Source organism: Ralstonia sp. OTU4908, from assembly GCF_038440115.1.
In the GTDB taxonomy this organism is placed as follows: domain Bacteria; phylum Pseudomonadota; class Gammaproteobacteria; order Burkholderiales; family Burkholderiaceae; genus Ralstonia; species Ralstonia pickettii.
Map to the genome: position 1 here is coordinate 150,709 of NZ_JASATD010000010.1, position 22,172 is coordinate 172,880.

General features: G+C 64.0%; 24 protein-coding genes and 1 pseudogene. 15 read left to right on the forward strand and 10 right to left on the reverse strand.

Annotated elements, in window-relative coordinates:
* Positions 1–147 precede the first annotated feature (147 nt).
* From ppsA to AAHM38_RS11630, 3 genes are all read left to right on the forward strand, one after another.
* Positions 148–2,535, forward strand: a complete 2,388-nt coding sequence (gene ppsA / locus AAHM38_RS11620) for a phosphoenolpyruvate synthase (RefSeq protein WP_116575753.1) — start codon at positions 148–150, stop codon at positions 2,533–2,535.
* 177 nt (positions 2,536–2,712) lie between these two features.
* Positions 2,713–3,138 carry an NfeD family protein gene (locus AAHM38_RS11625; protein ID WP_009238220.1) on the forward strand — a complete coding sequence of 142 codons (426 nt, stop codon included), beginning with the start codon at positions 2,713–2,715 and terminating at the stop codon, positions 3,136–3,138.
* Positions 3,139–3,187: 49 nt separating this feature from the next.
* Positions 3,188–4,114: an SPFH domain-containing protein gene (locus tag AAHM38_RS11630; protein ID WP_116575752.1), complete on the forward strand. Its 927-nt coding sequence runs from the start codon at positions 3,188–3,190 to the stop codon at positions 4,112–4,114.
* A gap of 18 nt (positions 4,115–4,132) precedes the next feature.
* Here the strand turns inward: AAHM38_RS11630 and smpB are convergent, their stop codons facing one another.
* Positions 4,133–4,579 carry an SsrA-binding protein SmpB gene (smpB, locus tag AAHM38_RS11635; RefSeq protein ID WP_012435465.1) on the reverse strand — a complete coding sequence of 149 codons (447 nt, stop codon included), beginning with the start codon at positions 4,577–4,579 and terminating at the stop codon, positions 4,133–4,135.
* Positions 4,580–4,704: 125 nt separating this feature from the next.
* Between smpB and AAHM38_RS11640 the strand changes: the two genes are divergently transcribed.
* Together AAHM38_RS11640 and AAHM38_RS11645 are read left to right on the forward strand one after the other, a co-directional pair.
* Positions 4,705–5,142, forward strand: a complete 438-nt coding sequence (locus AAHM38_RS11640) for a type II toxin-antitoxin system RatA family toxin (RefSeq protein WP_116575751.1) — start codon at positions 4,705–4,707, stop codon at positions 5,140–5,142.
* A complete protein-coding gene (locus tag AAHM38_RS11645) occupies positions 5,129–5,494 on the forward strand; it encodes an RnfH family protein (RefSeq protein ID WP_116575750.1) in 366 nt (121 codons plus the stop codon). The genes AAHM38_RS11640 and AAHM38_RS11645 overlap by 14 nt, the downstream gene beginning before the upstream one ends.
* A gap of 7 nt (positions 5,495–5,501) precedes the next feature.
* Here the strand turns inward: AAHM38_RS11645 and AAHM38_RS11650 are convergent, their stop codons facing one another.
* A complete protein-coding gene (locus tag AAHM38_RS11650) occupies positions 5,502–6,041 on the reverse strand; it encodes a DUF4124 domain-containing protein (RefSeq protein ID WP_012761915.1) in 540 nt (179 codons plus the stop codon).
* Positions 6,042–6,195: 154 nt separating this feature from the next.
* Positions 6,196–7,140, reverse strand: a complete 945-nt coding sequence (locus AAHM38_RS11655; protein ID WP_116575749.1) for a DMT family transporter — start codon at positions 7,138–7,140, stop codon at positions 6,196–6,198.
* Between the two features lie 154 nt (positions 7,141–7,294).
* Between AAHM38_RS11655 and guaB the strand changes: the two genes are divergently transcribed.
* From guaB to guaA, 3 genes are all read left to right on the forward strand, one after another.
* The gene (guaB, locus tag AAHM38_RS11660) at positions 7,295–8,758 is read left to right on the forward strand and encodes an IMP dehydrogenase (RefSeq protein ID WP_009238214.1); all 1,464 of its coding nucleotides are present in this window, start codon (positions 7,295–7,297) and stop codon (positions 8,756–8,758) included.
* Positions 8,759–8,881: 123 nt separating this feature from the next.
* A complete protein-coding gene (locus AAHM38_RS11665) occupies positions 8,882–9,460 on the forward strand; it encodes a hypothetical protein (protein ID WP_116575748.1) in 579 nt (192 codons plus the stop codon).
* A complete protein-coding gene (gene guaA, locus AAHM38_RS11670; protein ID WP_116575747.1) occupies positions 9,435–11,054 on the forward strand; it encodes a glutamine-hydrolyzing GMP synthase in 1,620 nt (539 codons plus the stop codon). The genes AAHM38_RS11665 and guaA overlap by 26 nt, the downstream gene beginning before the upstream one ends.
* Positions 11,055–11,155: 101 nt before the next feature.
* Here guaA and AAHM38_RS11675 read toward each other — a convergent pair whose 3' ends face one another.
* A complete protein-coding gene (locus AAHM38_RS11675) occupies positions 11,156–11,368 on the reverse strand; it encodes a hypothetical protein (RefSeq protein WP_080725209.1) in 213 nt (70 codons plus the stop codon).
* A 267-nt stretch (positions 11,369–11,635) separates the two neighbouring features.
* On the opposite strand from AAHM38_RS11675, the gene AAHM38_RS11680 reads away from it, so the two are divergent.
* Entirely contained in the window at positions 11,636–11,839 is a 204-nt protein-coding gene (locus AAHM38_RS11680) for a cold-shock protein (protein WP_004626726.1), read from the forward strand.
* Between the two features lie 169 nt (positions 11,840–12,008).
* Here the strand turns inward: AAHM38_RS11680 and AAHM38_RS11685 are convergent, their stop codons facing one another.
* Entirely contained in the window at positions 12,009–12,653 is a 645-nt protein-coding gene (locus AAHM38_RS11685) for a Vgb family protein (RefSeq protein ID WP_116575746.1), read from the reverse strand.
* 36 nt (positions 12,654–12,689) lie between these two features.
* Positions 12,690–13,910, reverse strand: a complete 1,221-nt coding sequence (locus tag AAHM38_RS11690; protein ID WP_179817539.1) for a helix-turn-helix domain-containing protein — start codon at positions 13,908–13,910, stop codon at positions 12,690–12,692.
* A gap of 87 nt (positions 13,911–13,997) precedes the next feature.
* On the opposite strand from AAHM38_RS11690, the gene AAHM38_RS11695 reads away from it, so the two are divergent.
* Both AAHM38_RS11695 and AAHM38_RS11700 read left to right on the forward strand, forming a co-directional pair.
* Positions 13,998–14,768, forward strand: a complete 771-nt coding sequence (locus AAHM38_RS11695) for a DUF899 domain-containing protein (protein WP_116575744.1) — start codon at positions 13,998–14,000, stop codon at positions 14,766–14,768.
* The gene (locus AAHM38_RS11700) at positions 14,743–15,513 is read left to right on the forward strand and encodes a DUF2182 domain-containing protein (RefSeq protein WP_116575743.1); all 771 of its coding nucleotides are present in this window, start codon (positions 14,743–14,745) and stop codon (positions 15,511–15,513) included. The genes AAHM38_RS11695 and AAHM38_RS11700 overlap by 26 nt, the downstream gene beginning before the upstream one ends.
* Before the next feature lie 19 nt (positions 15,514–15,532).
* Here the strand turns inward: AAHM38_RS11700 and AAHM38_RS11705 are convergent.
* Positions 15,533–15,820 (reverse strand): annotated as a pseudogene (locus tag AAHM38_RS11705) (hydrolase); the annotation flags it as partial.
* A gap of 83 nt (positions 15,821–15,903) precedes the next feature.
* Here AAHM38_RS11705 and AAHM38_RS11710 point away from each other — a divergent pair.
* Positions 15,904–17,292, forward strand: coding sequence for an L-cystine transporter (locus AAHM38_RS11710; RefSeq protein WP_116575741.1), 1,389 nt, complete (start codon positions 15,904–15,906; stop codon positions 17,290–17,292).
* 63 nt (positions 17,293–17,355) lie between these two features.
* Here the strand turns inward: AAHM38_RS11710 and pcaQ are convergent, their stop codons facing one another.
* Positions 17,356–18,300 carry a pca operon transcription factor PcaQ gene (gene pcaQ, locus AAHM38_RS11715; protein ID WP_116575740.1) on the reverse strand — a complete coding sequence of 315 codons (945 nt, stop codon included), beginning with the start codon at positions 18,298–18,300 and terminating at the stop codon, positions 17,356–17,358.
* A gap of 93 nt (positions 18,301–18,393) precedes the next feature.
* Between pcaQ and pcaH the strand changes: the two genes are divergently transcribed.
* The 3 genes from pcaH (at position 18,394) to thpR (ending at position 20,568) form a co-directional block, all read left to right on the forward strand.
* Positions 18,394–19,143, forward strand: coding sequence for a protocatechuate 3,4-dioxygenase subunit beta (pcaH, locus tag AAHM38_RS11720; protein ID WP_004626742.1), 750 nt, complete (start codon positions 18,394–18,396; stop codon positions 19,141–19,143).
* Positions 19,143–19,838, forward strand: a complete 696-nt coding sequence (gene pcaG / locus AAHM38_RS11725) for a protocatechuate 3,4-dioxygenase subunit alpha (protein WP_004626744.1) — start codon at positions 19,143–19,145, stop codon at positions 19,836–19,838. The genes pcaH and pcaG overlap by 1 nt, the downstream gene beginning before the upstream one ends.
* Before the next feature lie 61 nt (positions 19,839–19,899).
* Positions 19,900–20,568: an RNA 2',3'-cyclic phosphodiesterase gene (gene thpR / locus AAHM38_RS11730; RefSeq protein ID WP_116575739.1), complete on the forward strand. Its 669-nt coding sequence runs from the start codon at positions 19,900–19,902 to the stop codon at positions 20,566–20,568.
* Positions 20,569–20,579: 11 nt separating this feature from the next.
* Here the strand turns inward: thpR and AAHM38_RS11735 are convergent, their stop codons facing one another.
* Positions 20,580–21,275 (reverse strand): DsbA family protein, encoded by a 696-nt coding sequence (locus AAHM38_RS11735; protein ID WP_116575738.1) that lies wholly within the window; start codon positions 21,273–21,275, stop codon positions 20,580–20,582.
* Positions 21,276–21,300: 25 nt separating this feature from the next.
* Positions 21,301–22,172: MBL fold metallo-hydrolase (locus AAHM38_RS11740; protein WP_342234285.1), on the reverse strand; the 872-nt coding region annotated here is incomplete at its 5' end.

Sequence of the window (22,172 nt, forward strand, 5' to 3'; positions counted from 1 at the left end):
TTCGGGCCAATCGCCTGCCAGGCGCTGCCGCAGCGGCAATCCTGGCATGGCTTCCGGACGGTTTAGCCAAGCGATTCGTACGGCCAGACGACAAGAAGAACGCTCCGTGCGCATCCGACCGGTTTTTCACTTAGTTTAGGGGCTTGTATGACTAACCTGTCGCAAGACGGCGCCTATGTGCTGCCGTTCGAGCAATTGCGGATGACCGATGTCGAGGTCGTTGGCGGTAAAAACGCTTCGCTGGGCGAGATGATCTCCCAGCTGGATGGCGCCGGCGTGCGCGTTCCGGGCGGTTTTGCCACCACGGCACTGGCGTTCCGCGATTTCCTTGCACACAACAACCTGACCGAGCGCATCTCGCAGCGTCTGGCCAGCCTCGACGTCGACGACGTCAAGGCGCTGGCGGCCGCCGGCAAGGAGATCCGCGAATGGGTCGCCACCGCGCCGTTCCAGCCGCGTCTGGAGCAGGAGATTCGCGAGTCGTACGCTCGCGTGTCCGCCCGCGAAGGCGCTGAGGCATCGTTCGCGGTGCGCTCGTCGGCCACAGCTGAAGATTTGCCGGACGCGTCGTTTGCCGGCCAGCAGGAGAGCTACCTCAACGTGCTCGGCATCGACGACGTGCTCGATAAGATCAAGCACGTGTTTGCGTCGCTGTACAACGACCGCGCGATCTCCTATCGCGTACACAAGGGTTTCGCGCATGACGTGGTCGCCCTGTCGGCGGGCATCCAGCGCATGGTCCGCTCGGACTGCGGCGCCTCGGGCGTGATGTTCACGATCGACACCGAATCGGGCTTCCAGGATGTCGTTTTCATCACCTCCAGCTACGGCCTGGGCGAAACGGTGGTGCAGGGCGCCGTGAACCCTGACGAGTTTTACGTCTTCAAGCCGACGCTGGCCGCCGGCAAGTACCCGATCATCCGCCGCTCGATCGGGTCCAAGCTGATCAAGATGGAATTCACCGCGCCGGGCGAACAAGGCCGCGTGAAGACGGTCGACGTCCCGGGCGAACTCCGCAACCGCTACTCCATCAACGATGCTGATGTGGCGGAGCTGGCGAAGTACGCCGTCATCATCGAGAAGCACTACGGCCGCCCGATGGACATCGAGTGGGGCAAGGACGGCAAGGACGGCAAGATCTACATCCTCCAGGCTCGCCCGGAGACGGTGAAGAGCCAGGCACACGGTAAGGTCGAGCAACGATTCCGCCTGAAGGGCTCGGCGCCGGTGCTGACCACCGGCCGTGCCATCGGCCAGAAGATCGGCACGGGCCCGGTGCGCGTGATCAACGATCCGGCTGAAATGGAACGCGTGCAGCCGGGCGACGTACTGGTTGCCGACATGACCGACCCGAACTGGGAACCGGTGATGAAACGCGCCTCGGCCATCGTCACCAACCGTGGTGGCCGGACCTGCCACGCGGCCATCATTGCGCGTGAGCTGGGTGTGCCGGCGGTGGTCGGCTGCGGCGATGCGACCGACCTGCTGAAGGACGGCACGCTCGTGACGGTTTCGTGCGCCGAAGGCGACGAAGGCAAGATCTACGACGGCCTGCTGGAAACCGAAATCACGGAAGTCCAGCGCGGCGAAATGCCGACGATCAGCACCAAGATCATGATGAACGTCGGCAACCCGCAGCTCGCGTTCGATTTCTGTCAGATTCCGAACGGTGGCGTGGGCTTGGCCCGTCTGGAATTCATCATCAACAACAACATCGGCGTTCACCCGAAGGCGATTCTCGACTACCCGCAGGTCGACAGCGACCTGAAGAAGGCCGTGGAAAGCGTGGCCCGTGGCCATGCCAGCCCGCGCGCGTTCTACGTCGACAAGCTGGCCGAGGGCATTGCCACCATCGCAGCGGCCTTCTATCCAAAGCCCGTGATCGTGCGCCTGTCTGACTTCAAGTCCAACGAGTACAAGAAGCTGATTGGCGGTTCGCGCTACGAGCCGGACGAAGAAAACCCGATGCTGGGCTTCCGCGGCGCCTCGCGCTACATCGCCGAAGACTTTGCAGAAGCCTTCGAGATGGAGTGCCGTGCCATGAAGCGCGTGCGCGACGAGATGGGCCTGACCAACGTCGAAGTGATGGTGCCGTTCGTGCGTACGCTCGGCCAGGCTGAGAAGGTTGTCGAGCTGCTGGCCAAGTACGGCCTGAAGCGCGGTGAGAACGGCCTGCGCCTGATCATGATGTGCGAAGTGCCGTCCAACGCGATCCTGGCCGAGCAATTCCTGCAGCATTTCGACGGTTTCTCGATCGGTTCGAACGACCTAACGCAGCTCACGCTCGGCCTGGACCGCGACTCCGGCATGGAGCTGCTGGCCAAGGACTTCGACGAGCGCGATCCGGCGGTCAAGTTCATGCTGCAGCGCGCCATCTCCACGGCGCTGTCGATGAACAAATACGTCGGCATCTGCGGTCAGGGCCCGTCCGATCACCCGGATTTTGCCGAGTGGCTGGCGAAGGAAGGCATCTCGTCGATCTCGCTGAACCCGGATTCAGTGGTCGACACATGGCAGAAGCTCGGTTCGGCTTGAGCTTGAACTAGAGCGTTGCAACGAATGTCGTGAGACAAGGCGCGTATCCTGACGGGTGCGCGCCAACAAGAACGCGAAGTGCCCGGTGGCGTCCAACGCTGGCGGGGGCCGAGCGACATGCCCCCGCAGACGAACAGCGTCGCGGGGGTTTTTTTCTGGGATTCAGGGAGAGGGAGTATGTCGGCTCAGACCGTCTGGTTTTCGCTGGCCGTGCTGCTCGTCATCGGCGAGCTGATGACGGGCACCTTCTATCTGCTGATGGTCGCGATTGGGCTGATTGCCGGCGGTCTTGCCGCGCTGATCGGCCTTGCATTTCCTGCGCAGGCCATCGTGGCCGCCATCGTGGCGGTGTTCGGCATCGTCGGGCTGCGGCGTACGCGCTACGGGCGTGTGACGCGCGAAAATGCCGCCCGCAACCGCAACGTCAATCTGGATATCGGCGAGACATTGCGCGTCGATGCCTGGTCACCCGAGCGGCGTGCACGCGTGCAATATCGCGGCGCCGCATGGGACGTCGAGTTGGCGCCAAATGCGCCGGCTACCGTCGGTGAATTCCGGATCGTTGAAGTGCGCGGCAACGTGCTCGTCGTCACGCCCAAATAGCACGCAACTCGTAGCCAAAACAACCAACAAGCTCAACCACGGAGGTTTTATGTTCGAGCTGGGGACTCTCGCGCTCATCGTCCTGTTTGCCGCCATCGTGCTTATCGCACAAGGCATCAAGATCGTGCCGCAACAGCACGCCTGGATTCTGGAGCGGCTGGGCAAGTATCACGCGACGCTCTCGCCGGGGCTGAATATCGTGCTGCCCTTTGTCGATCGCGTTGCCTACAAGCACGTGCTCAAGGAAATCCCGCTCGACGTGCCGAGCCAGATCTGTATCACCAAGGACAACACGCAGCTGCAGGTGGACGGCATCCTCTACTTCCAGGTGACCGACCCGATGCGGGCTTCGTATGGCTCCAGCAACTTCGTGATCGCCATCACCCAACTCGCGCAGACGACGCTGCGCTCGGTCGTCGGCAAGCTGGAGCTGGACAAGACGTTTGAAGAGCGCGACTTCATCAACCACAGCGTGGTCAACGCGCTGGATGAGGCGGCATCGAACTGGGGCGTGAAGGTGCTGCGCTACGAGATCAAGGATCTGACACCGCCGAAGGAAATCCTGCACGCCATGCAGGCGCAGATTACGGCCGAGCGTGAGAAGCGTGCGCTGATCGCCGCATCTGAAGGCAAGCGCCAGGAGCAGATCAACCTGGCATCCGGTGCGCGGGAGGCCGCCATCCAGAAATCAGAAGGGGAAAAGCAGGCCGCCATCAACAGGGCACAGGGTGAAGCGGCGGCGATCCTGGCGGTGGCTGAAGCCAACGCCCAGGCGATCCAGAAGATCGGTCACGCCATTCGCACCGAAGGGGGCATCGATGCGGTCAACCTGAAAGTGGCGGAAGAGTATGTGAGCGCGTTCGGCAACCTGGCCAAGCAGGGCAACACGCTCATCGTGCCGGGGAACATGGGCGACCTGAGCACGATGATTGCGTCAGCGTTGACGATCGTGAAGCAGCAGCGGCCGAGCGCGTAAAGTTCGGAGCGGGAGGGCTCAAGCCTTCTCGCGCATGAGGCGGGCTTTTTCGCGCTGCCAGTCGCGGTCCTTCTCGGTTTCGCGCTTGTCGAACTGCTTCTTGCCCTTGGCGAGGCCGATTTCGCACTTCACGCGGCCGCGCGTGTAGTGCAGGTTGAGCGGAACGAGCGTGTAGCCACGCTGCTCGACCTTGCCGATGAGCTTCTTGATCTCTTCGGCGTGCAGCAGCAGTTTGCGGGTGCGCACGGGGTCCGGATGGACATGCGTGGAGGCCGATTGCAGCGGGCTGATATGGGCCCCGATCAGGAACAGCTCGGCGTTACGGATGACGACGTAACCTTCCTTGATCTGCGCACGGTTGGCCCGGATGGCTTTCACCTCCCAGCCCTCGAGAGCCATGCCTGCCTCGTAGCGCTCTTCGATGAAATAATCGAAAAAGGCCTTCTTGTTGTCGGCGATGGTCATACGTTGGAATATGCGGTGCGCGCATTGGGGTGACGATCCCTGCATGCGCTGCGATAAAATGGCGAGTTTAACAAATCCGCCGCAATCCCAACCGGGACGCGGCGCGCAAAGCTTTCGGATCACGCATGGCAGACGTTGAAAAAACCGTGTTGATTGGCCACTCGGCCGAACAGATGTTCGACCTGGTCACCGACGTCAAAGACTATCCGAACTTCCTGCCATGGTGCGGCGGCGTGGAAATCTACGAGCAGACGGAAACGTCACTCGACGCGCGCGTGGATATCGCCTTCAAAGGCATCCATCAGTTCTTTCGCACGCGTAACGTACAAACGCGGCCCACCCGCATTGATATGACGTTCGCTGACGGGCCTTTCAAGTCGTTCACCGGGTTTTGGATCTTCACGCCGCTGCGCGCGGACGCCTGCAAGATCAACTTCCATCTGCATTACGAGTTTTCCAGCGTCATTCTGGAAAAGCTGATCGGCCCGGTGTTCAGCATGATTGCCAACACCTTCGTCGATTCGTTCGTCAAACGCGCTGAGACGGTGTATGGCGAATCCTGATTCCAACACTGTGATCGACGTGATGGTCTGCGTGGCGACGGTCACGCCGCCGCGGCTCGTCAACGTGCAAGTGCCGGCGCAGGCGACGGTGGCCGACGCAGTGCGCGCGTCGGGCTTGCTCCACGGCTTGGACCTGACCATCGATACCTGCAGGCTGGGCGTTTACGGCAAGCGCAAGACGCCGGATGCCGCATTGCATGCGCGTGATCGGGTGGAAATCCTGGGCCCGTTGATCGCCGATCCAAAAACGGCTCGCCGGCGGCGCGTGCAGAAAGTGCGGGCCACCGGCACGCGCGAAGGCCTGAAGTGGCTGCGCAACGAGGCGCCGCCCAAAGACGACGTCCTCGAATAACGCTCCGTCAGCTGCAGTTGGCGCTCAGGGCTGCCTGATTGCGCTGCACGGCGGCGGCACGCTGGTTGTCATCCAAATACGCGATCGAGCCGTCCGGTTGCACCGAACCGACGCGGCGGCCATCCTGCATATACGTGGTTTCGTTGCGCAGGCGTGCGCATTCGGCTTGCTTGCGCTGCGCCGCCTCTGCCTGCCTGGCTTCGTCCTGTTCCTTCTTGGCGCGGTCGGCCAGGCGCTTGCGCAGCTCTTCGTCGGGGTTGGAGGCCGCGACGCCCGAGGCTGGCTGGCCGGGTTTGGCAGCCGCGCCTGGGTCCGCTGCCTTGACGCCCGAAGCCGGCGCGGAAAGCGCTTCGTAGGCCGTGGCCGTGCGGCTGTTCGGGTTGCGGATGATGCGGCTAGGCGGTACCGACGGCGGCGGTGCGGCGTCGCTGTAGACCATATGGCCTTTGTCGTCGCGCCATTGCCAGGCCCATTGCGCCTGGGCAATCGGGCAGGCAAGGGCGATCAGGGCGGCGGTGGCAGGCAACAGGACGTGCAGTCGTTTCATGAAGTTCTCGTTCGTGGACTGCCGACGGCGCGCTGGCCGACCCGACGACGGCCCCTCGACGCGCACGGGAGCCCGGTGGCGTGAGCGCCACTCGCCAATCTACGCCGACGGCCTGGCTCGGCCTGTCGACTCGCCCCCCGGCAAGGCGCCCAGTTTATGCAGACTTGTCGTTGGCGTGCAAGCGCACCGACCAGCCGACGCCCAGGATCAGCAAGGCGATGGCGGCGATCTCGAGCGGGCGGGGCCAGCGGCCGTCGTACACAAAGCCATATGCCAGCGCAAACAGCGTCTCGAACACGATCATCTGGCCCGACAGCGTGAGCGGCAGGCGCCGCGAGGCGATGTTCCACAGGTTGTTGCCGATCAGCGACGCGCCGAGCGCCACAGCAGCGTTGACCGCCCAGAACGTGCCCCAGATACGTCCGCCGGTATGCATCCAGCCTGTGCCGACCGTGAGCAGCGCGGCTGTCGCGAGCGCGGCCGACAGCATGCCGCTCGAAATGCCGTACAGGGCTGACCATTCGTTGCTGGAGAAATGCGGATTGCGCTGCAGATGGCGGGCGTTGTCCACGGCGTACCACGTCCAGCTGCAGAGCGCGCCGGCCGCGCACGCGATGCCGGCAATGCGCTGCCAGATCGGCCGGACATTGGCCGCCGCGGCAGTGGCCTGATGGCCAAACAGGTCGACGTTGATGCAGACGATGCCGGCTGCCACCACGAGCAGCGGCCAGCTCAGCCGGGAAAGCGGCACGGCGCCGTGGTCGCGCCGCCCCAGCACCGTCACGGTGATGGGCAGGATGCCGATGATCAGCGAAGTGGGCGCGACTCCAGCCAGTTGCACGGCAAAAGCCAGAAGTACGTAATAGACAAGATTGCCGCTGCCGGATTGGCGGGCGAGCGCCAGGCAATCGGCGCGGGTCATCTTGCGGGCAATGCGAGGAAGGATCGGGCCGGCGGCAATGGCAGCGATGACGCCGTAGGCGAGGTAGCGGCCGAGGGTCAGTTCCCATGGTGAAAAGGCGGGCAGCGCGCGGGGCGCAATAAAGACCATGCCCCACATCGCCCCGGCCAGCAGGGCGCACAATACGCCGATTCCCATTCGAACACTCACGAGGCTAATTCTGCGCGGCCGCTGGCGGCGCAGGGCGCTGGAGATGCGTGCGCGAAGAAAAATTTATCGAGCATAGCACGGGTCTCTACAACCGTGGGGCGAATTCCCGTATAATCCGATTTTGCGCCTAGAGGAAATTGCTATGCGTCTTGTCCAGAAAGCACTCACGTTCGATGATGTGCTGCTCGTCCCGGCCTACTCGGCCGTCCTGCCCCGCGATACGTCCCTTCGCACCAAGCTCACCCGTTCGATCGAACTCGCCATTCCGCTCGTCTCCGCCGCCATGGATACGGTTACGGAAGCGCGGCTCGCCATCGCCATGGCGCAGCAAGGTGGCATCGGTATCGTCCACAAGAACCTGAAGCCGGAAGAACAAGCGCGCGAAGTTGCCAAGGTCAAGCGCTTTGAATCGGGCGTGCTGCGCGACCCGATCACCATCGGTCCGGACATGAAGATCCGCGACGTGATGGCGCTGTCGGCCCAGCACGGCATCTCGGGTTTCCCGGTGCTGGAAGGCAAGAAGGTGGTGGGCATCATCACCAACCGCGATCTGCGTTTCGAAGAAGAACTGGACGCCCCGGTGCGCGCCAAGATGACGCCGAGCGAGAAGCTCGTCACCGTCAAGGAAGGCGCTTCGCTGGAAGAGGCCAAGCGTCTGATGAACAAGCACCGCCTCGAGCGTGTGCTGGTGGTGGGCGAGGCTTTCGAGCTACGCGGCCTGATCACCGTCAAGGACATCCAGAAGGCCACCGAATATCCGCTGGCGTCGAAGGACGAACGCGGTTCGCTGCGCGTGGGTGCGGCGGTGGGCGTGGGCCCGGATAACGATCTGCGTATCGATTTGCTGGTCAAGGCCGGCGTGGACGTCATCGTCGTCGATACCGCGCATGGCCACAGCCAGGGCGTGCTGAACCGCGTGCGCTGGATCAAGGACAACTACCCGCAGGTGCAGGTGATTGGCGGCAACATCGCCACGGGCGACGCCGCCCGGGCGCTGGTCGACCACGGCGCGGATGGCGTCAAGGTCGGCATTGGCCCGGGTTCGATCTGCACGACGCGGATCGTCGCCGGCGTGGGCGTGCCGCAGATCTTTGCCGTGTCGAATGTGGCCGAGGCGCTGAAGGGCACCGGCGTGCCGCTCATCGCTGACGGCGGTATCCGCTACTCGGGCGATGTGGCCAAGGCACTGGCTGCGGGCGCACACACCGTGATGATGGGCGGCATGTTTGCCGGCACGGACGAATCGCCGGGTGAGGTGTTCCTGTTCCAGGGGCGCTCGTACAAGAGCTACCGCGGCATGGGCTCGGTGGGCGCGATGAAGGACGGCGCTGCCGACCGTTACTTCCAGGAAGACAACACCGCCAACGTTGACAAGCTGGTGCCCGAAGGTATCGAGGGCCGCGTGCCTTACAAGGGCTCCGCGTTGCCGATCGTGCATCAACTCACGGGCGGCGTTCGCTCGTCGATGGGCTACTGCGGGTGCGCCTCGATTGCCGAATGGCACGAGAAGGCCCAGTTTGTCGAGATCACCGCCGCAGGCATGAACGAATCGCACGTGCACGACGTGCAGATCACGAAGGAAGCGCCGAACTATCACCGCGACTGATCGCTTGTCGATCTTCGCAAACAAGATAGAAGGCAAGCAGTACTGCCGCCGGGGCGCGCGGGTGCCCCGGCTGAATCAACCGGTGGCCGAAGCACGGGCGGCCGCCCGCAACTGGAGACGATGATGAAAGCGCTTTTGCGACTCGTTCTGTTTCTGGATGCGGCTGTCGCACTGTGCGTCGGTCTCGTCCTGCTGGCTTCACCCCTGACGTCCATCTTCGGCGCGCTGCAATTGCCGCAGCCGGAGCCGGCGATGTACGGCCAACTGCTCGGCGTCACGCTGATTGGCGTGGCCTGGCTGCTGTGGCACGCCACCGTCAACGGGCAATTGACCACCGCCGTCGCACAGGTGGTCGGTCATGTGAACCTGGCTGTTGCCGTGCTGGTGATTGCCTGGCTGCTGTTCTTCCACCTGCCGGTGGACGGCGCCGGCCGCATCTGGCTGCCCACGTTTGCCGCGGTGCTGGCGGCGTTTTCCGCCGTGCAGATTCCCGCCTCGCGCCGCGTGCGCACCAACGAGCGCGTGCGCGCACAGAAGGCCCGCGAAGACGCCGCGGCTGCGCGCGAACGCGAACGCGCAGAAAAGGCGCAGCGCAAAGAACCTGGCTACATGCCGCCTCCGGGCTACGGCCCCGGCACTGAAGTCGACACGATTGCCGATTCCATTCCTCCAGAACATGCACGACAAAGTCCTCATCCTTGATTTCGGCTCGCAGGTCACGCAACTGATTGCGCGACGGGTGCGTGAAGCACACGTCTATTGCGAAATCCATCCGAACGACGTGTCCGACGCCTTCGTGCGCGACTTCGCGCCCAAGGCGATCATCCTGTCCGGCAGCCACGCCAGCACGTACGAAGATCATCAACTGCGCGCCCCGCAGGCCGTGTGGGACCTGGGCGTGCCGGTGCTCGGCATCTGCTACGGCATGCAGACCATGGCCGTGCAGCTGGGCGGCAAGGTGGAGTGGAGCGACCACCGCGAATTCGGTTACGCCGAAGTGCGCGCCCATGGCCACACCCGCCTGCTCAAGGACATCCAGGACTTCGCCACGCCGGAAGGCCACGGCATGCTCAAGGTGTGGATGAGCCACGGCGACAAGGTTGCCGAGCTGCCCCCGGGCTTCAAGCTGCTGGCCTCGACGCCGAGCTGCCCGATTGCCGGCATGGCCGACGAGGCGCGCGGCTACTACGCCGTGCAGTTCCACCCGGAAGTCACGCACACCGTGCAGGGCCGCGCGATGCTCGAGCGCTTCGTGCTGGAGATCGCCGGTGCCAAGCCGGACTGGATCATGCGCGACCACATCGAGGAAGCCGTCGAGCGCATTCGCGAGCAGGTGGGCGATGAAGAGGTGATCCTCGGCCTGTCGGGCGGCGTCGATTCGTCGGTGGCTGCAGCATTGATCCACCGTGCCATTGGCGACCAGCTGACCTGCGTGTTTGTCGACCACGGGCTGCTGCGTCTGGACGAAGGCAAGATGGTGATGGACATGTTCGCCGGCCGCCTGCACGCCAAGGTCGTGCACGTGGATGCGTCCGAGCAGTTCCTTGGCCATCTGGCTGGCGTGACTGACCCCGAAGCCAAGCGCAAGATCATCGGCCGCGAGTTCGTTGAGGTATTCCAGGCGGAAGCCAAGAAACTCAGCAACGCCAAGTGGCTGGCGCAAGGCACGATCTACCCGGACGTGGTGGAATCGGGCGGCACCAAGACCAAGAAGGCAACGACGATCAAGAGCCACCACAACGTGGGCGGCCTGCCGGAAACGCTCGGCCTGAAGTTGCTCGAGCCGCTGCGCGACCTGTTCAAGGATGAAGTGCGCGAGCTGGGTGTGGCGCTGGGCCTGCCGCACGAGATGGTGTATCGCCACCCGTTCCCGGGGCCTGGCCTGGGCGTGCGCATTCTGGGTGAGGTCAAGCGTGAATATGCAGACCTGCTGCGCCGTGCCGATGCGATCTTCATCGAAGAGCTGCGCGGCACGAAGGCCACGGCGCAGGATGCGGCCGCCGGCCTGTGCGGCGAAGGCGATGTTGGCAAGAGCTGGTACGACCTGACCAGCCAGGCGTTTGCGGTGTTCCTGCCGATCAAGTCCGTCGGCGTGATGGGCGATGGCCGCACATACGACTACGTGACAGCGCTGCGTGCCGTGCAGACCACCGACTTCATGACCGCACATTGGGCGCATCTGCCGTACACGCTGCTGGGCCGCGTGTCGAACCGCATCATTAACGAGGTGCGTGGTTTGAGCCGCGTCGTGTACGACGTGTCGGGCAAGCCGCCTGCGACGATTGAGTGGGAGTGAGGTTCACCTCCCAAGTCAGAAGAAGCCCGCGTTATGCGGGCTTTTTTTCGTCCTTATAGTTGGCTATCCAGTGTCTGCCAAAAAGCTACCCCGGACGGCGTCTACGCCTCCAGTGACCAGCCTTGGTTGTCCACGTTCTTTTCGTCGCGATAGACCCATCGCGCACCGCATGTGGGACACGAGAACGTGCTGACGGTGATTGCGCGCGCGGAGGGCGATTTGATGCGTTGCGTGTCGGTGATTCTGAGCAAAGCATGGCCTGGCGCGCCGCGTCTATGGAGTTCGATTGCGGCGCAAGCCGAGCAGAGTGTCATGCCGATGGTTCTCTCAAGAGCGCATGCCCACTGTGGCGTGCTGACTCAGCGGTGGGGTGCGGCGTAGGTCAATGGTGACAGATTATCTAATTATTTGTTGACGCGGGTCTGAAATGTCTGTAGAAACCATCCTCGCAGGATCTTCAAGCAGTTACTCCGATGTTCTGGGTTGTCACGCCAAGCGGTGCTTCCTTTGCTCCATGTTTCTTCCTTGATTGTCGTGCCTGGTGAGCACAGGCTCATGCAGAACTTTTTAGGATATCCAACATGGAAACCGGCACAGTAAAGTGGTTCAACGACTCCAAGGGCTTCGGCTTCATCACCCCGGACGCAGGCGGCAACGATCTCTTCGCTCACTTCTCTGAAGTTCAGGGCAACGGGTTCAAGTCCCTCCAAGAGGGTCAGAAGGTGCGCTACGTTGCAGGCGTTGGCCAAAAGGGCCCGGCTGCCACGAAGATCGAAGCGATCTGATCGGTCGCATCTGCCAAGAAAAAACCCCGCACTGCGGGGTTTTTTTTCGTAGCAACATTAAGGTGTCCAAGACGCACTTTGCCGCAGCGTCTGAGGCTCTTGCGGCAGCAGATGAATCTGCTGCGGCATCACATAAACGGCAACCGCTGCCGAAAGCCCCGTAGCGCGCCTATGCCGCCTGCTTGCGGGGGCGTCGCACCGCGCGAATCTTCCCGGTGGTTCCGCCGCCGCAGAAGAACTGATCGGCGCCATCCGACTCGAGACCCGACACGTTCATGCCGGCCGGCATGTCAAGCTGCTCCAGCACTTCACCGGTTTGCGGATCGATGTGCCGCAGCTCGCTCGTATCACCTTCCCAAGTGCCGTGCCAAAGCTCACCGTCGACCCACGTGACGCCGGTAACGAACCGGTTGGATTCGATGGTGCGCAATACCTTGCCGGTGTCCGGATCGATCTGGCGGATCTTGCGCTCGCGGTAGTGGCCGACCCACAGCGTGCCTTCGGCCCAGGCGAGGCCCGAGTCTCCGCCCGCGCCCGGCGCCGGAATCGTGGCGAGCACGGTGCCCGTTTGCGGGTCGATTTTCTGGATGCGGTCTTCGGCAATCTGGAACAGGTGCCGCCCATCGAACGCGGTCCCGGCATGGGCCGGTACATCGATGGAGCGCTGCGTCTTGCCGCTGTCGGGGTCGAGTTCCTTCAGCTGACCGCCGGCAGCAAACCAGACGTGCTGACCATCGTAGGTCACGCCGCCGACGTTCTCTGCGCCAGGGAAGGGGCCGTATTCGCGCACGACTTCGGCGGTGAATCGCTTCATGTTGGGCTCGCTGGAATCGGTTGTGGAGTCTTCATCCTAGTCACTTGGCAGCGGTGCGGGGAGTAACAAGATGGTCGCGAATCCGGGTACCGGCGGCGTCACCCATCGGCGCGCGCGCCCGCGTCCGAAGAACTGCACCTTGCCGGCGGCTGCCAACGCGTCGAGCGCGCGCTGTACGGTGCGCTGGCTGGCGCCGAGCGCCAATGCCAATGCAGAGCTGGACCACGATTCCCCATCAGCGAGGCACGCCAGCACGGCGGCGTATTGCTCGTCGACAGGCTGAGCGAGAACAACGACGTCTTGCGTCGCGTGGGGTTGCAGTGCAAATCCGTGCTTGGTCGCTTTGACCGTGCCCAGCGCACCAAGCGCGGCGCGCAAACGCCCGATCTCTACGCGCAAGCGCACGCGGTGCGTTTCGTCGGGATGCCGGGAGCGGAATGCCCCCGCGATGAGGCTGTCTCTGGGCACGTCTTCCGGCCACGCCTCTGCAAGTGCACGTGCCAGCGTGAACAGAACGGGCCGCGTGGCGAGCGAGACGACTGTGTCGGCCTGCCTCACGGCAAGCCGGCATGCATCCACCACCAGCGCGTCCGATGCAAAGAGGACCTCGACATCATCAAGGCGCAACACGCGCTCTTCGCCGCGCGAGATGAGCCGCGCAGCGGGTGCGCTCAAGACCAGGGCAGCGCGTTCGACTTCGGCGCTGAGCGTCGGGATACCGGCCTCGCGTGCTGCGCGATCGGCATCGCTCAGGGCTGCCCGTGCGGCAGCGGTCTGCAAACGTCGGATGGCAATGCCGGCGACGACAAGCGCATGTACCGCTCGCAAGACCGGAGGGAGATGCGCCGGCGTCAGCGCGGCGAGCGCGGCTTCGGCATCGTCCAGCCGGCCGATCAGCAGCAGGCGACGGATGCTGAGATACCGCGCGTGTGCGGCGTTGACGTGGTCGCCGTGCGCCTCGAGCGTGGCGCATGCGGTGTCCAGGGTTTTGGCGGGCCAGCCCAGATCGCGCGAGGCGAGGGCGACTTCGGCTTCCGCGACGATGCAGCGTGCGCGTGCCACGGCCTCGCGGGCGCCGAAAGACCGGGCGGCGCGACGCAGCAGGATCTTGGCGCGTGCCAGGTCGCCAAGCTGGGCCATGGCGATGCCACGCAGAGCCAGCGCGGCGGCATCGTCGCGCAGAGCGACGCGGTTCAGCGCTCCGAATGGGTCACCGGCGGCGAGTGCGCGGGCCGCAGCCGTGATCAATGAATCCATTCGAATCCCGCCACACTTGTCACTCCCGCCGTTTGAGGTCGGCGCCTAATCTAGCACACGACCACTCACCCAAAAACGGAGGCAAGCATGAGTGCAACACACCCGACAGCAACCCGCGCAACCTGGCTGGCAGAGCGCATTGAATTGCTCAAGGCCGAGAAGGAACTCACGCGCCGCAGCGATGAACTCGCGCGCCGCCGGCAGGCACTGCCGTGGGTTCGCATCGACAAAAGCTATCGCTTTGAAACCGAGAACGGCAGCGCCTCGCTGGCCGATCTGTTTGGCGGCCGCTCGCAACTGCTGGTCTATCACTTCATGTTCGGGCCGGACTACAAGGCGGGCTGCCCCTCGTGCTCGATGATTGCCGATGGCTTCGATGGCTTCGTCACGCATCTGGCGAACCACGACGTGACGCTGATGGCGGTGTCGCGTGGGCCGTTGGCCAAGCTGCTGGAGTACCGGGGGCGGATGGGCTGGAGCTTTCCGTGGGTATCGTCGGTGGGCAGCGATTTCAACTACGACTTCAACGTCTCGATCACGGAAGACCAGCAGCGCGCCGGCAGCGCCGACTACAACTACGTGCGCGGCAGCCACGTCATGGACGCATCCGACTTGCCCGAACCCGTGCAGCAGTTCGCCAGCATGTGCGGTACCGATGCGCCCACCTACGTGCGCGACCGGCCCGGCATGAGCGCGTTCGTGCTGGAAGATGGCGTCGTGTATCACACGTATTCCACCTACGCGCGCGGGCTCGACGGCTTGTGGGGCGCATACCAGTGGCTGGACCGCGCGCCGCTGGGCCGCAACGAAACCGGTGTCTGGTGGCGTCGCCATGACGAATACGCTCAGCAGCGTTGAGCTGTCACACGAGCAAGCCGTGTCCGAGCGCGGCTTTCTGGCTGTCTCGGCATTGCTGTTCATCGCCAGCACGGCGGCGACGGTGGCATGGTGCAATGCCATGCCGGCCATGACGGAGATGCCGATGGCCTGGATGCCGATGTGCGGTCAGACGTGGTGGAGCTTTGCTGCGTCCTTCATTGGCATGTGGACGGTGATGATGGTCGCGATGATGCTGCCGTCATTGCTGCCGACGCTGCGGCAGTATCGCGGTGCGCTGCACCTGGCAGGCAAACCGAACGTTGATACGCAGACGGCGTTGGCAGGCGCGGGATACTTCGCGGTATGGACGCTGATCGGCGTGATGGTCTTTGCGCTGGGCGCGGCGTTGGCACAGTTCGAAATGACATGGCCTGTTGTGGCACGCGTGGCGCCGCTTGCCAGAGGCGCGGTGGTTCTTGCGGCGGGCGCACTGCAGTTCAGCGCATGGAAGGCGCGCCAGCGTGCATGGTGCCGCGTAGCTCAGGCGCCTGGCTGTGCATGGCGATTTGGCTTGGATCTTGGCGTGCGCTGTGCCGCTTCGTGCGCCGGCCTGACGGCCATCCTGTTGGTGACCGGCGTGATGGACGTGCGTGCAATGGTGGCCGTGTCAGCGGCGATTACGCTCGAGCGCTTGGCGCCTGCGGGGCAGCGCGTGGCCCGCTGTATTGGCGCTGCTGCCGTCGGGGCAGGATTGCTCTTGATGTTGCGTGCCACGTTGCCCTGAGGCGTCCTCAACACACGACTTACATCACCGCGCCAAGCTGCCACGGCACGAACTCGTTGTCGCCCAAACCATTGAGTTCGCTCTTGGTGCGCGTGCCGGAGGCAGCGGCCAGCATCAGCTGGAACAGCGCCTCGCCGGCTTGCGCGATGCTCAGGCGGCCGTCGACGATGCCGCCGCAGTCGTAGTCCATGTCGAGTTCCATGTGCCGATAGAGCGTGCTGTTGGTCGCAAGCTTCAATGAGGGCACCGGCTTGCAGCCGTAGGTGGACCCGCGGCCCGTTGTGAAGCAGATCAGGTTGGCGCCACCCGTTCCATGCCTCGGCAACCTTCGTGCAACTGGCGTAAGATGCCCGCTCGATTTTCGATCGCTGCGTGCGGCATCCAAGCAACATGAACCTTCCGCTTTTACTCAATATCGCGACGTTCGTCGTCATCCTGATCGCTCTCGGCCGTGTGAACGCGAGCTGGAGTCTTGCCAAGCGTGTGCTGCTGGGCATGGTGCTCGGTATCCTGTTCGGACTGGCGCTGCACCTGATCTATGGCGCCGACAGCGCGACGCTCAAGCAGTCGATCTCTTGGTTCAGCATCGTTGGCGGCGGCTACATTCAGTTGCTGCAGATGATCGTCATGCCGCTCGTGCTGGTGTCAGTGCTGAACTCGGTGGCCAAGCTCAACAGCACGGCGTCGCTCGGCAAGATCAGCGTGCTGACGATCGGCACGTTGCTGCTCACAACGCTCATTTCAGCGCTGGTCGGCGTGTTCGTCACGCACCTGTTTGGGCTGACGGCGCAAGGACTGGTGCAGGGCGCGCAGGAAACCGCCCGGTTGACCGCCATCCAGGACAACTATGTCGGCAAGGTGGCCGACCTGTCGGTGCCGCAGCTGGTGCAGTCCTTCATTCCGAAGAACCCCTTTGCCGAGCTGACCGGCGCCAAGCCCACGTCCATCATCGGCGTGGTGATCTTCGCGGCGTTCCTGGGCGTGGCTGCGTTGAACCTGCTGAAGGATGATGCGGTAAAAGGCGAGCGCGTGCTGACCGCCATCGACACCGCGCAGGCCTGGGTGATGAAGCTTGTGCGGCTCGTCATTCGCTTGACCCCTTACGGCGTGCTGGCGCTGATGACGAATGTGGTAGCCGTGTCCAACGTGCAGGACATCATCAAGCTCGGCGGTTTCGTGGTGGCGTCTTACCTGGGCCTGGCGATCATGTTTGGCGTGCATGCCGTGCTGCTGACGCTCAACGGCATCAATCCGCTTCGCTTCTTCCGCAAGGTCTGGCCGGCGCTGTCGTTCGCGTTCACGAGCCGGTCGAGTGCGGCCACCATTCCGCTGAGCATCGAGGCGCAGACGCGGCGCATCGGCGTGCCGGAGTCGATCGCCAGCTTAGCTGCATCGTTTGGCACGACCATTGGCCAGAACGGCTGCGCAGGCCTGTATCCCGCCATGCTGGCAGTGATGGTGGCGCCCACGGTGGGCATCAACCCGTTCGATCCTGTATGGATTGCAACGCTCGTGGCGGTGGTCACGCTCAGCTCGGTCGGCGTGGCGGGTGTGGGCGGCGGCGCCACGTTTGCAGCGTTGATCGTGCTGCCGGCGATGGGCTTGCCGGTGACGCTCGTGGCACTGCTGATCTCCATCGAACCGCTGATCGACATGGGCCGTACCGCGCTCAACGTCAATGGCTCGATGACCGCCGGGACGATCACCAGCCAGTTGCTGGGGCAGACCGATCGCAGTGTCTTCGATGCTGCCGATGACGTGGAGATGGCACACCGCTGATCTGCGCGTCGAAATAAAAAATGCCGGCCATGGGGTCGGCATTTTTTTTGAGCGCAGGGCGGCTCAGTCGGGCGTCTGCGCCAGCTCGGTCAGCAGTTCCATGAACGCGCTGGCCAGTTCGCTGGGCGTGGCGGCGCTTCTGCGCAGCAGGCCGACGGGTTCCTTGGTGCCCGACGTGGCAATGTCCAGACGGGCAAGTTGACCATGCGCCATGTCGTCGCCCGCTGCGCGCTCGGGGGTGATCCACACCGCGTCGGACCGGCACGCCAGCAACCGTGCGACGGACACCGAGAGCGTTTCCGTCACGCCCGCCGGCAAGCGCAGCCCGTGCGTCTGGAACAGCGCCTCGGTGTGGTGGCGCGGCACCGTGCCCTGCATGGCGATCACCAGCGGATATTCCAGCACCGCCTGCAACGAAGCTGATGCTCCTGGCTGCGTCAGGAGCGGATGCCCGGGCCGCACGACCAGCGCCAGCGGCTCGGCATACAACAGTTCGAACGTCAGCCCCTGCATGCGATCCGGCTCGGCCATGCGCCCGACGATGAAATCGAGTTCGCCGGCCTTGAGCGCGGTCAGCAGCTCGACATTGGTGCCGGTACGCAACCGCACGCCGGCATGCGGGCGCTGCGCGTGCAAATGGGCAATCGCCTGGGGTAGCAGGCTGCTGGCCACCGTCGGCAGGGCGCCCACATGTACGACCGGCGCGGAAGCGTCCGTCGACCCCATCAGCGCCGCGGTGGCCGATTCCAGCGCCTGCGTCACGCCCACTGCATGTCGCAGGAATTGCTCGCCGGCCGCGGTGAGCCGTGCGCCTTGCCGGCCACGCTCCACGAGCTGCACACCCGCCAGCGCCTCCAGCTCACCGAGCGTTTTCGACACCGCCGGCTGGCTCAGATGCAACCGCTCGGCGGCGCGCCGCAGGTTGCGCTCCTGCGCGATGGCGACAAAGCAGCTCAGATGGCGAAACCGGATGCGGGACGGCAAATCCGCTGAGAAAGCTCTTTCCATAACGGGTGGTTATCGATTTTCCGATAAGAAGTCAATTTACTTCACTTTTTGTCGGCGATACAGTCTCTGCACGATTTCATAAGGAGACGCCCCATGACCCTGCCGCTTTCCGGCACCGGCGAATTCGCCCAGCGCGACACCGCGCAGCATCCGCCCGCACTGACCCCCGGCTACAAGACCAGCGTGCTGCGCTCGCCGCGCAACGCGCTCATCTCCACCCTGAATACGCTGTCCGAGACCACCGCACCGGTGTTCCACGCCGACGACCTGGGCGCGCTCGACAACGACCTGATCCTCAACTACGCCAAGGAAGGCCTGCCGATCGGCGAGCGCATCATCGTCCACGGCTACGTGCGTGACGAGTTCGGCCGCCCCGTGCCGAACGCGCTGGTGGAGGTGTGGCAGGCCAACGCCGGCGGCCGCTACCGCCACAAGAAAGACCAGTACATCGCGCCGATCGACCCAAACTTTGGCGGCTGCGGCCGCATGCTGACGGACGCCAATGGCTACTATGTCTATCGCACCATCAAGCCCGGCCCGTATCCGTGGCGTAATCGCATCAATGATTGGCGCCCGTCGCACATCCATTACTCGCTCTCGGGCGATGGCTGGGCCCAGCGCCTGATCACGCAGATGTACTTCGAGGGCGATCCGATGATCGCGCAGTGCCCGATCATCAAGACCATCCCGAGCGAAGAGCAGGTGCGTGGTCTGATCGCGCTGCACGACACGGCGAACCACGTGCCGCTCGACAGCCGCTGCTACCGCTTCGACATCACCTTGCGCGGCCGCCGTGCCACGCATTTCGAAAACGCCGTGCCCGCCCTGCAAGGAGCCAAGTGATGACCACGACCACACTGCGTGAATCGCTCGAACGTGCCCAGGCAACGGCCATGACGACAACGCCGCCGTTCGCGCATTTCAACGAGACCGCTTCGCAGACGGGCGGCCCCTACGTGCACATTGGCCTTGCACCGCGCCAGGCCGGCTTCGACATCTACGACAAGGAATTCGGCAGCGTCCTGACCACGCCCGCCACGCGCGGCGAACGCATCGCGCTGGAAGGCCGCGTCTACGATGGCTCCGGCTCGCTCGTGCGCGATGTGCTGATCGAGATCTGGCAAGCCAATGCCGACGGCAAATACGCGCATCCTGCAGATCGGCAAGACAAACCTGTCGACCCGGCATTCCGTGGCTGGGGCCGCGCCGGGGCGGATTTCGATACGGGCGTCTATCGTTTCGATACCATCAAGCCGGGCGCCGTGGCCGGCCGCAGCGGTACCACGCAGGCACCGCACATCTGCATGATCCTGTTTGCGCGCGGCATCAACCTCGGCCTGCATACGCGCGTGTACTTCAGCGATGAGGCCGCAGCCAACGGCACGGACCCGGTGCTGAATGGCATCGAGTGGGAAGTGCGCCGCAAGACGCTGATCGCCCAGCGCAGCGAGCGTAACGGCGAGGTGGTCTACACCTTCGACGTACGCTTGCAAGACACGCCGGATGGCGGCGCGGAGACAGTGTTCTTCGATATCTGATCGCCGCATCACACTCAAAAGACCACGCCCGGCAGGTTCACACCGCCGGGCGTTGTTTTTGATGCGAGCAACACGACTTTCAGCGGGACGTCATGCGGGCGTCGATAATGGGTGGATCGCCAGCCCGGCGTTTGACGACCCTGCCGTGACCCAGCTCACTCTTCCCGGATTCGAAGCCACCCCGCAATTGCCCGCGCATCGCCTGTTTCTGGCGATCAAGCCTGACGTGGATACCGCCGAGCGCATCGCGCGGCTGATCCAGCAATTGCGGCCCGTCGTGGGTTTCAAGGGCAAGGCGCTGCGTACGGAGCGCCTGCATGTCACGCTGCATCATCTGGGCGATTTCGTTCATCTGCCGCCTGACGACGTCGTGGGGCGTGTGCGTGCAGCAGCGGCCGGCCTCGCGTTGCCGGCATTCGATGCCACGTTCAACCAGGTGGTGAGCTTCCATGGCCGGCGCGATCATCGGCCGTTTGTGCTGCTGGGCGATGAGGGCGTGGGCGGTTTGATGGCGTTTCAGGCGGCGCTGGGCGAGGCGCTCCAGCATGCCGCCGTGCCGGTGCCGCGTGGGCATTTCAAGCCGCACATCACGCTGTTGTATGACCGCGGCGGCTTTGCGCCGAAAGCGGTCGAGCCCATCACGTGGACCGTGCGCGAGTTCGTTCTCATCCATAGCTGGCTAGGCAAAACGCGCTACGACGAACTCGGCCGCTGGGCGCTCAAAGGCTGAGCGCCACGTTGTTATGCGCAGCCGTCCGGCCCGCAGACAGGGCCATCGGCTTGGTTCATTGGGGCAGGCGCGCCGATGTGCTGCGTCAGCGCCTCGGCCCAGGGTTCCGGTTTGCCGAGCCACGGACCAACGTCGATGATGCCCAGTTGGCCATCGACATCTTCCAGCGCAAACGTCGGAAAACCCTGACCGCCCACTCGATCGAGCCACTGTCGGCTTTGCGCGATGTGCTGCTGCGTGAGCGCACCGGTTTGTCGCGCGTATTCCGCATCGAATGCTTCGGGCGATAGGCCGATCTCCGCTGCAAGCTCGCGCAGTACCGGCACATCGGTAATGCGCCGGCCTTCTTCGTAGTGCGCACGTTGAACGCGATGGATCATGTCCAGCCCGCGGCCGCCGAGCGCCTGCGCTGCAAGCACGGCGGTAATGGGCGGCTCCGAATCCATCACCGCCGTGGTGTCGCGCAACAGGCCTTCAAAGTACGTCTCGCCGAAGGGCTGGCCGGTCAACTCGGCAATGCGGTGGTCGTGCGGCATCACGTAGTCGCGCCATTGGGGCGTGACCGTACGGCGGTTCGGGCCGGCAAGCATGCCGCCGCCGTGGAAGGCGATCGTGAGGCCGGGCACCGTGCGCGCGGCTTCCACCAGCGGCGCGGCGCCATAGCACCAACCGCACAGCGGGTCGTAGATGTAATGCAACGTCGTCATGTTGTTTCCTCTGGGTCGGGCCAGCTTACTGCGGCCACTTCATTTCGCCCTTGATGACCTTGGCGCTCAGCTCCAGCGATGCATCGCCGGCCAGCGTTGGATAGGCCGCCTTCATCGCCTTGATCAGCTCCGCAGAGTTGTTCGCCTTGGCGGCCTGTACCTCGAAGGTTTTCAGGTAATCCGCGGTAAAGCGTACCGCGTCCAGCCCCTTTGGCATTGCACCCGTGAAGTGACCAGGCACCACGGTCGTCGGCTTGAGCGCTGTGATGTTGTCCAGCGTCTGCAACCAGCCCAGGCGCGATTCGTGCGTCTGCGTGTCGGCCACCCAAACGTGGTCGCCGCTGTTGACCACCACGCCGCCGGCCACGGTCTTGATCGACGGAATCCACAGATACGTGCGTGCCGCGTCCGGGCCGTTCAGTCCCTTGATCTCGATGGTGCGGCCTTCCAGCGCCAGGTGGTCGGCGTGCAGCACATCGGGCAGCACGAGCGCCTTGGGCGCGTTGTCCTTCAGGATCGGGCCCCAATAGGCGAGCTTGCCGTTCATCGAAGCCTTGATGGCGGCCACGGTCTGCGGTGTGGCCACGATCTTCGCTTTCGGGAAGGCCGCGCGGAAGACATCCAGCCCGAAGTAATAATCCGGATCGCTCTGGCTGATGTAGACCGTGGTGAGCGTCTTGCCGCTGGCCTTGAGTTTCTGCACGAGGGCTTCCGCATCGCTGCGCTGGAACTGCGCGTCGATCAGGATCGCCTCGTGTGCGCCGGTGATGATTTCCGACGACACGGGGAAGACGCCCTTGGCGCCGGGATTGTAGACCTCGAGATGTAATGGCGCGGGTGCGGCAGCGTGGGCAACAAGGCCGGCGCTGACGAGGCCGGCGGCAAGCAAGGTGCGGA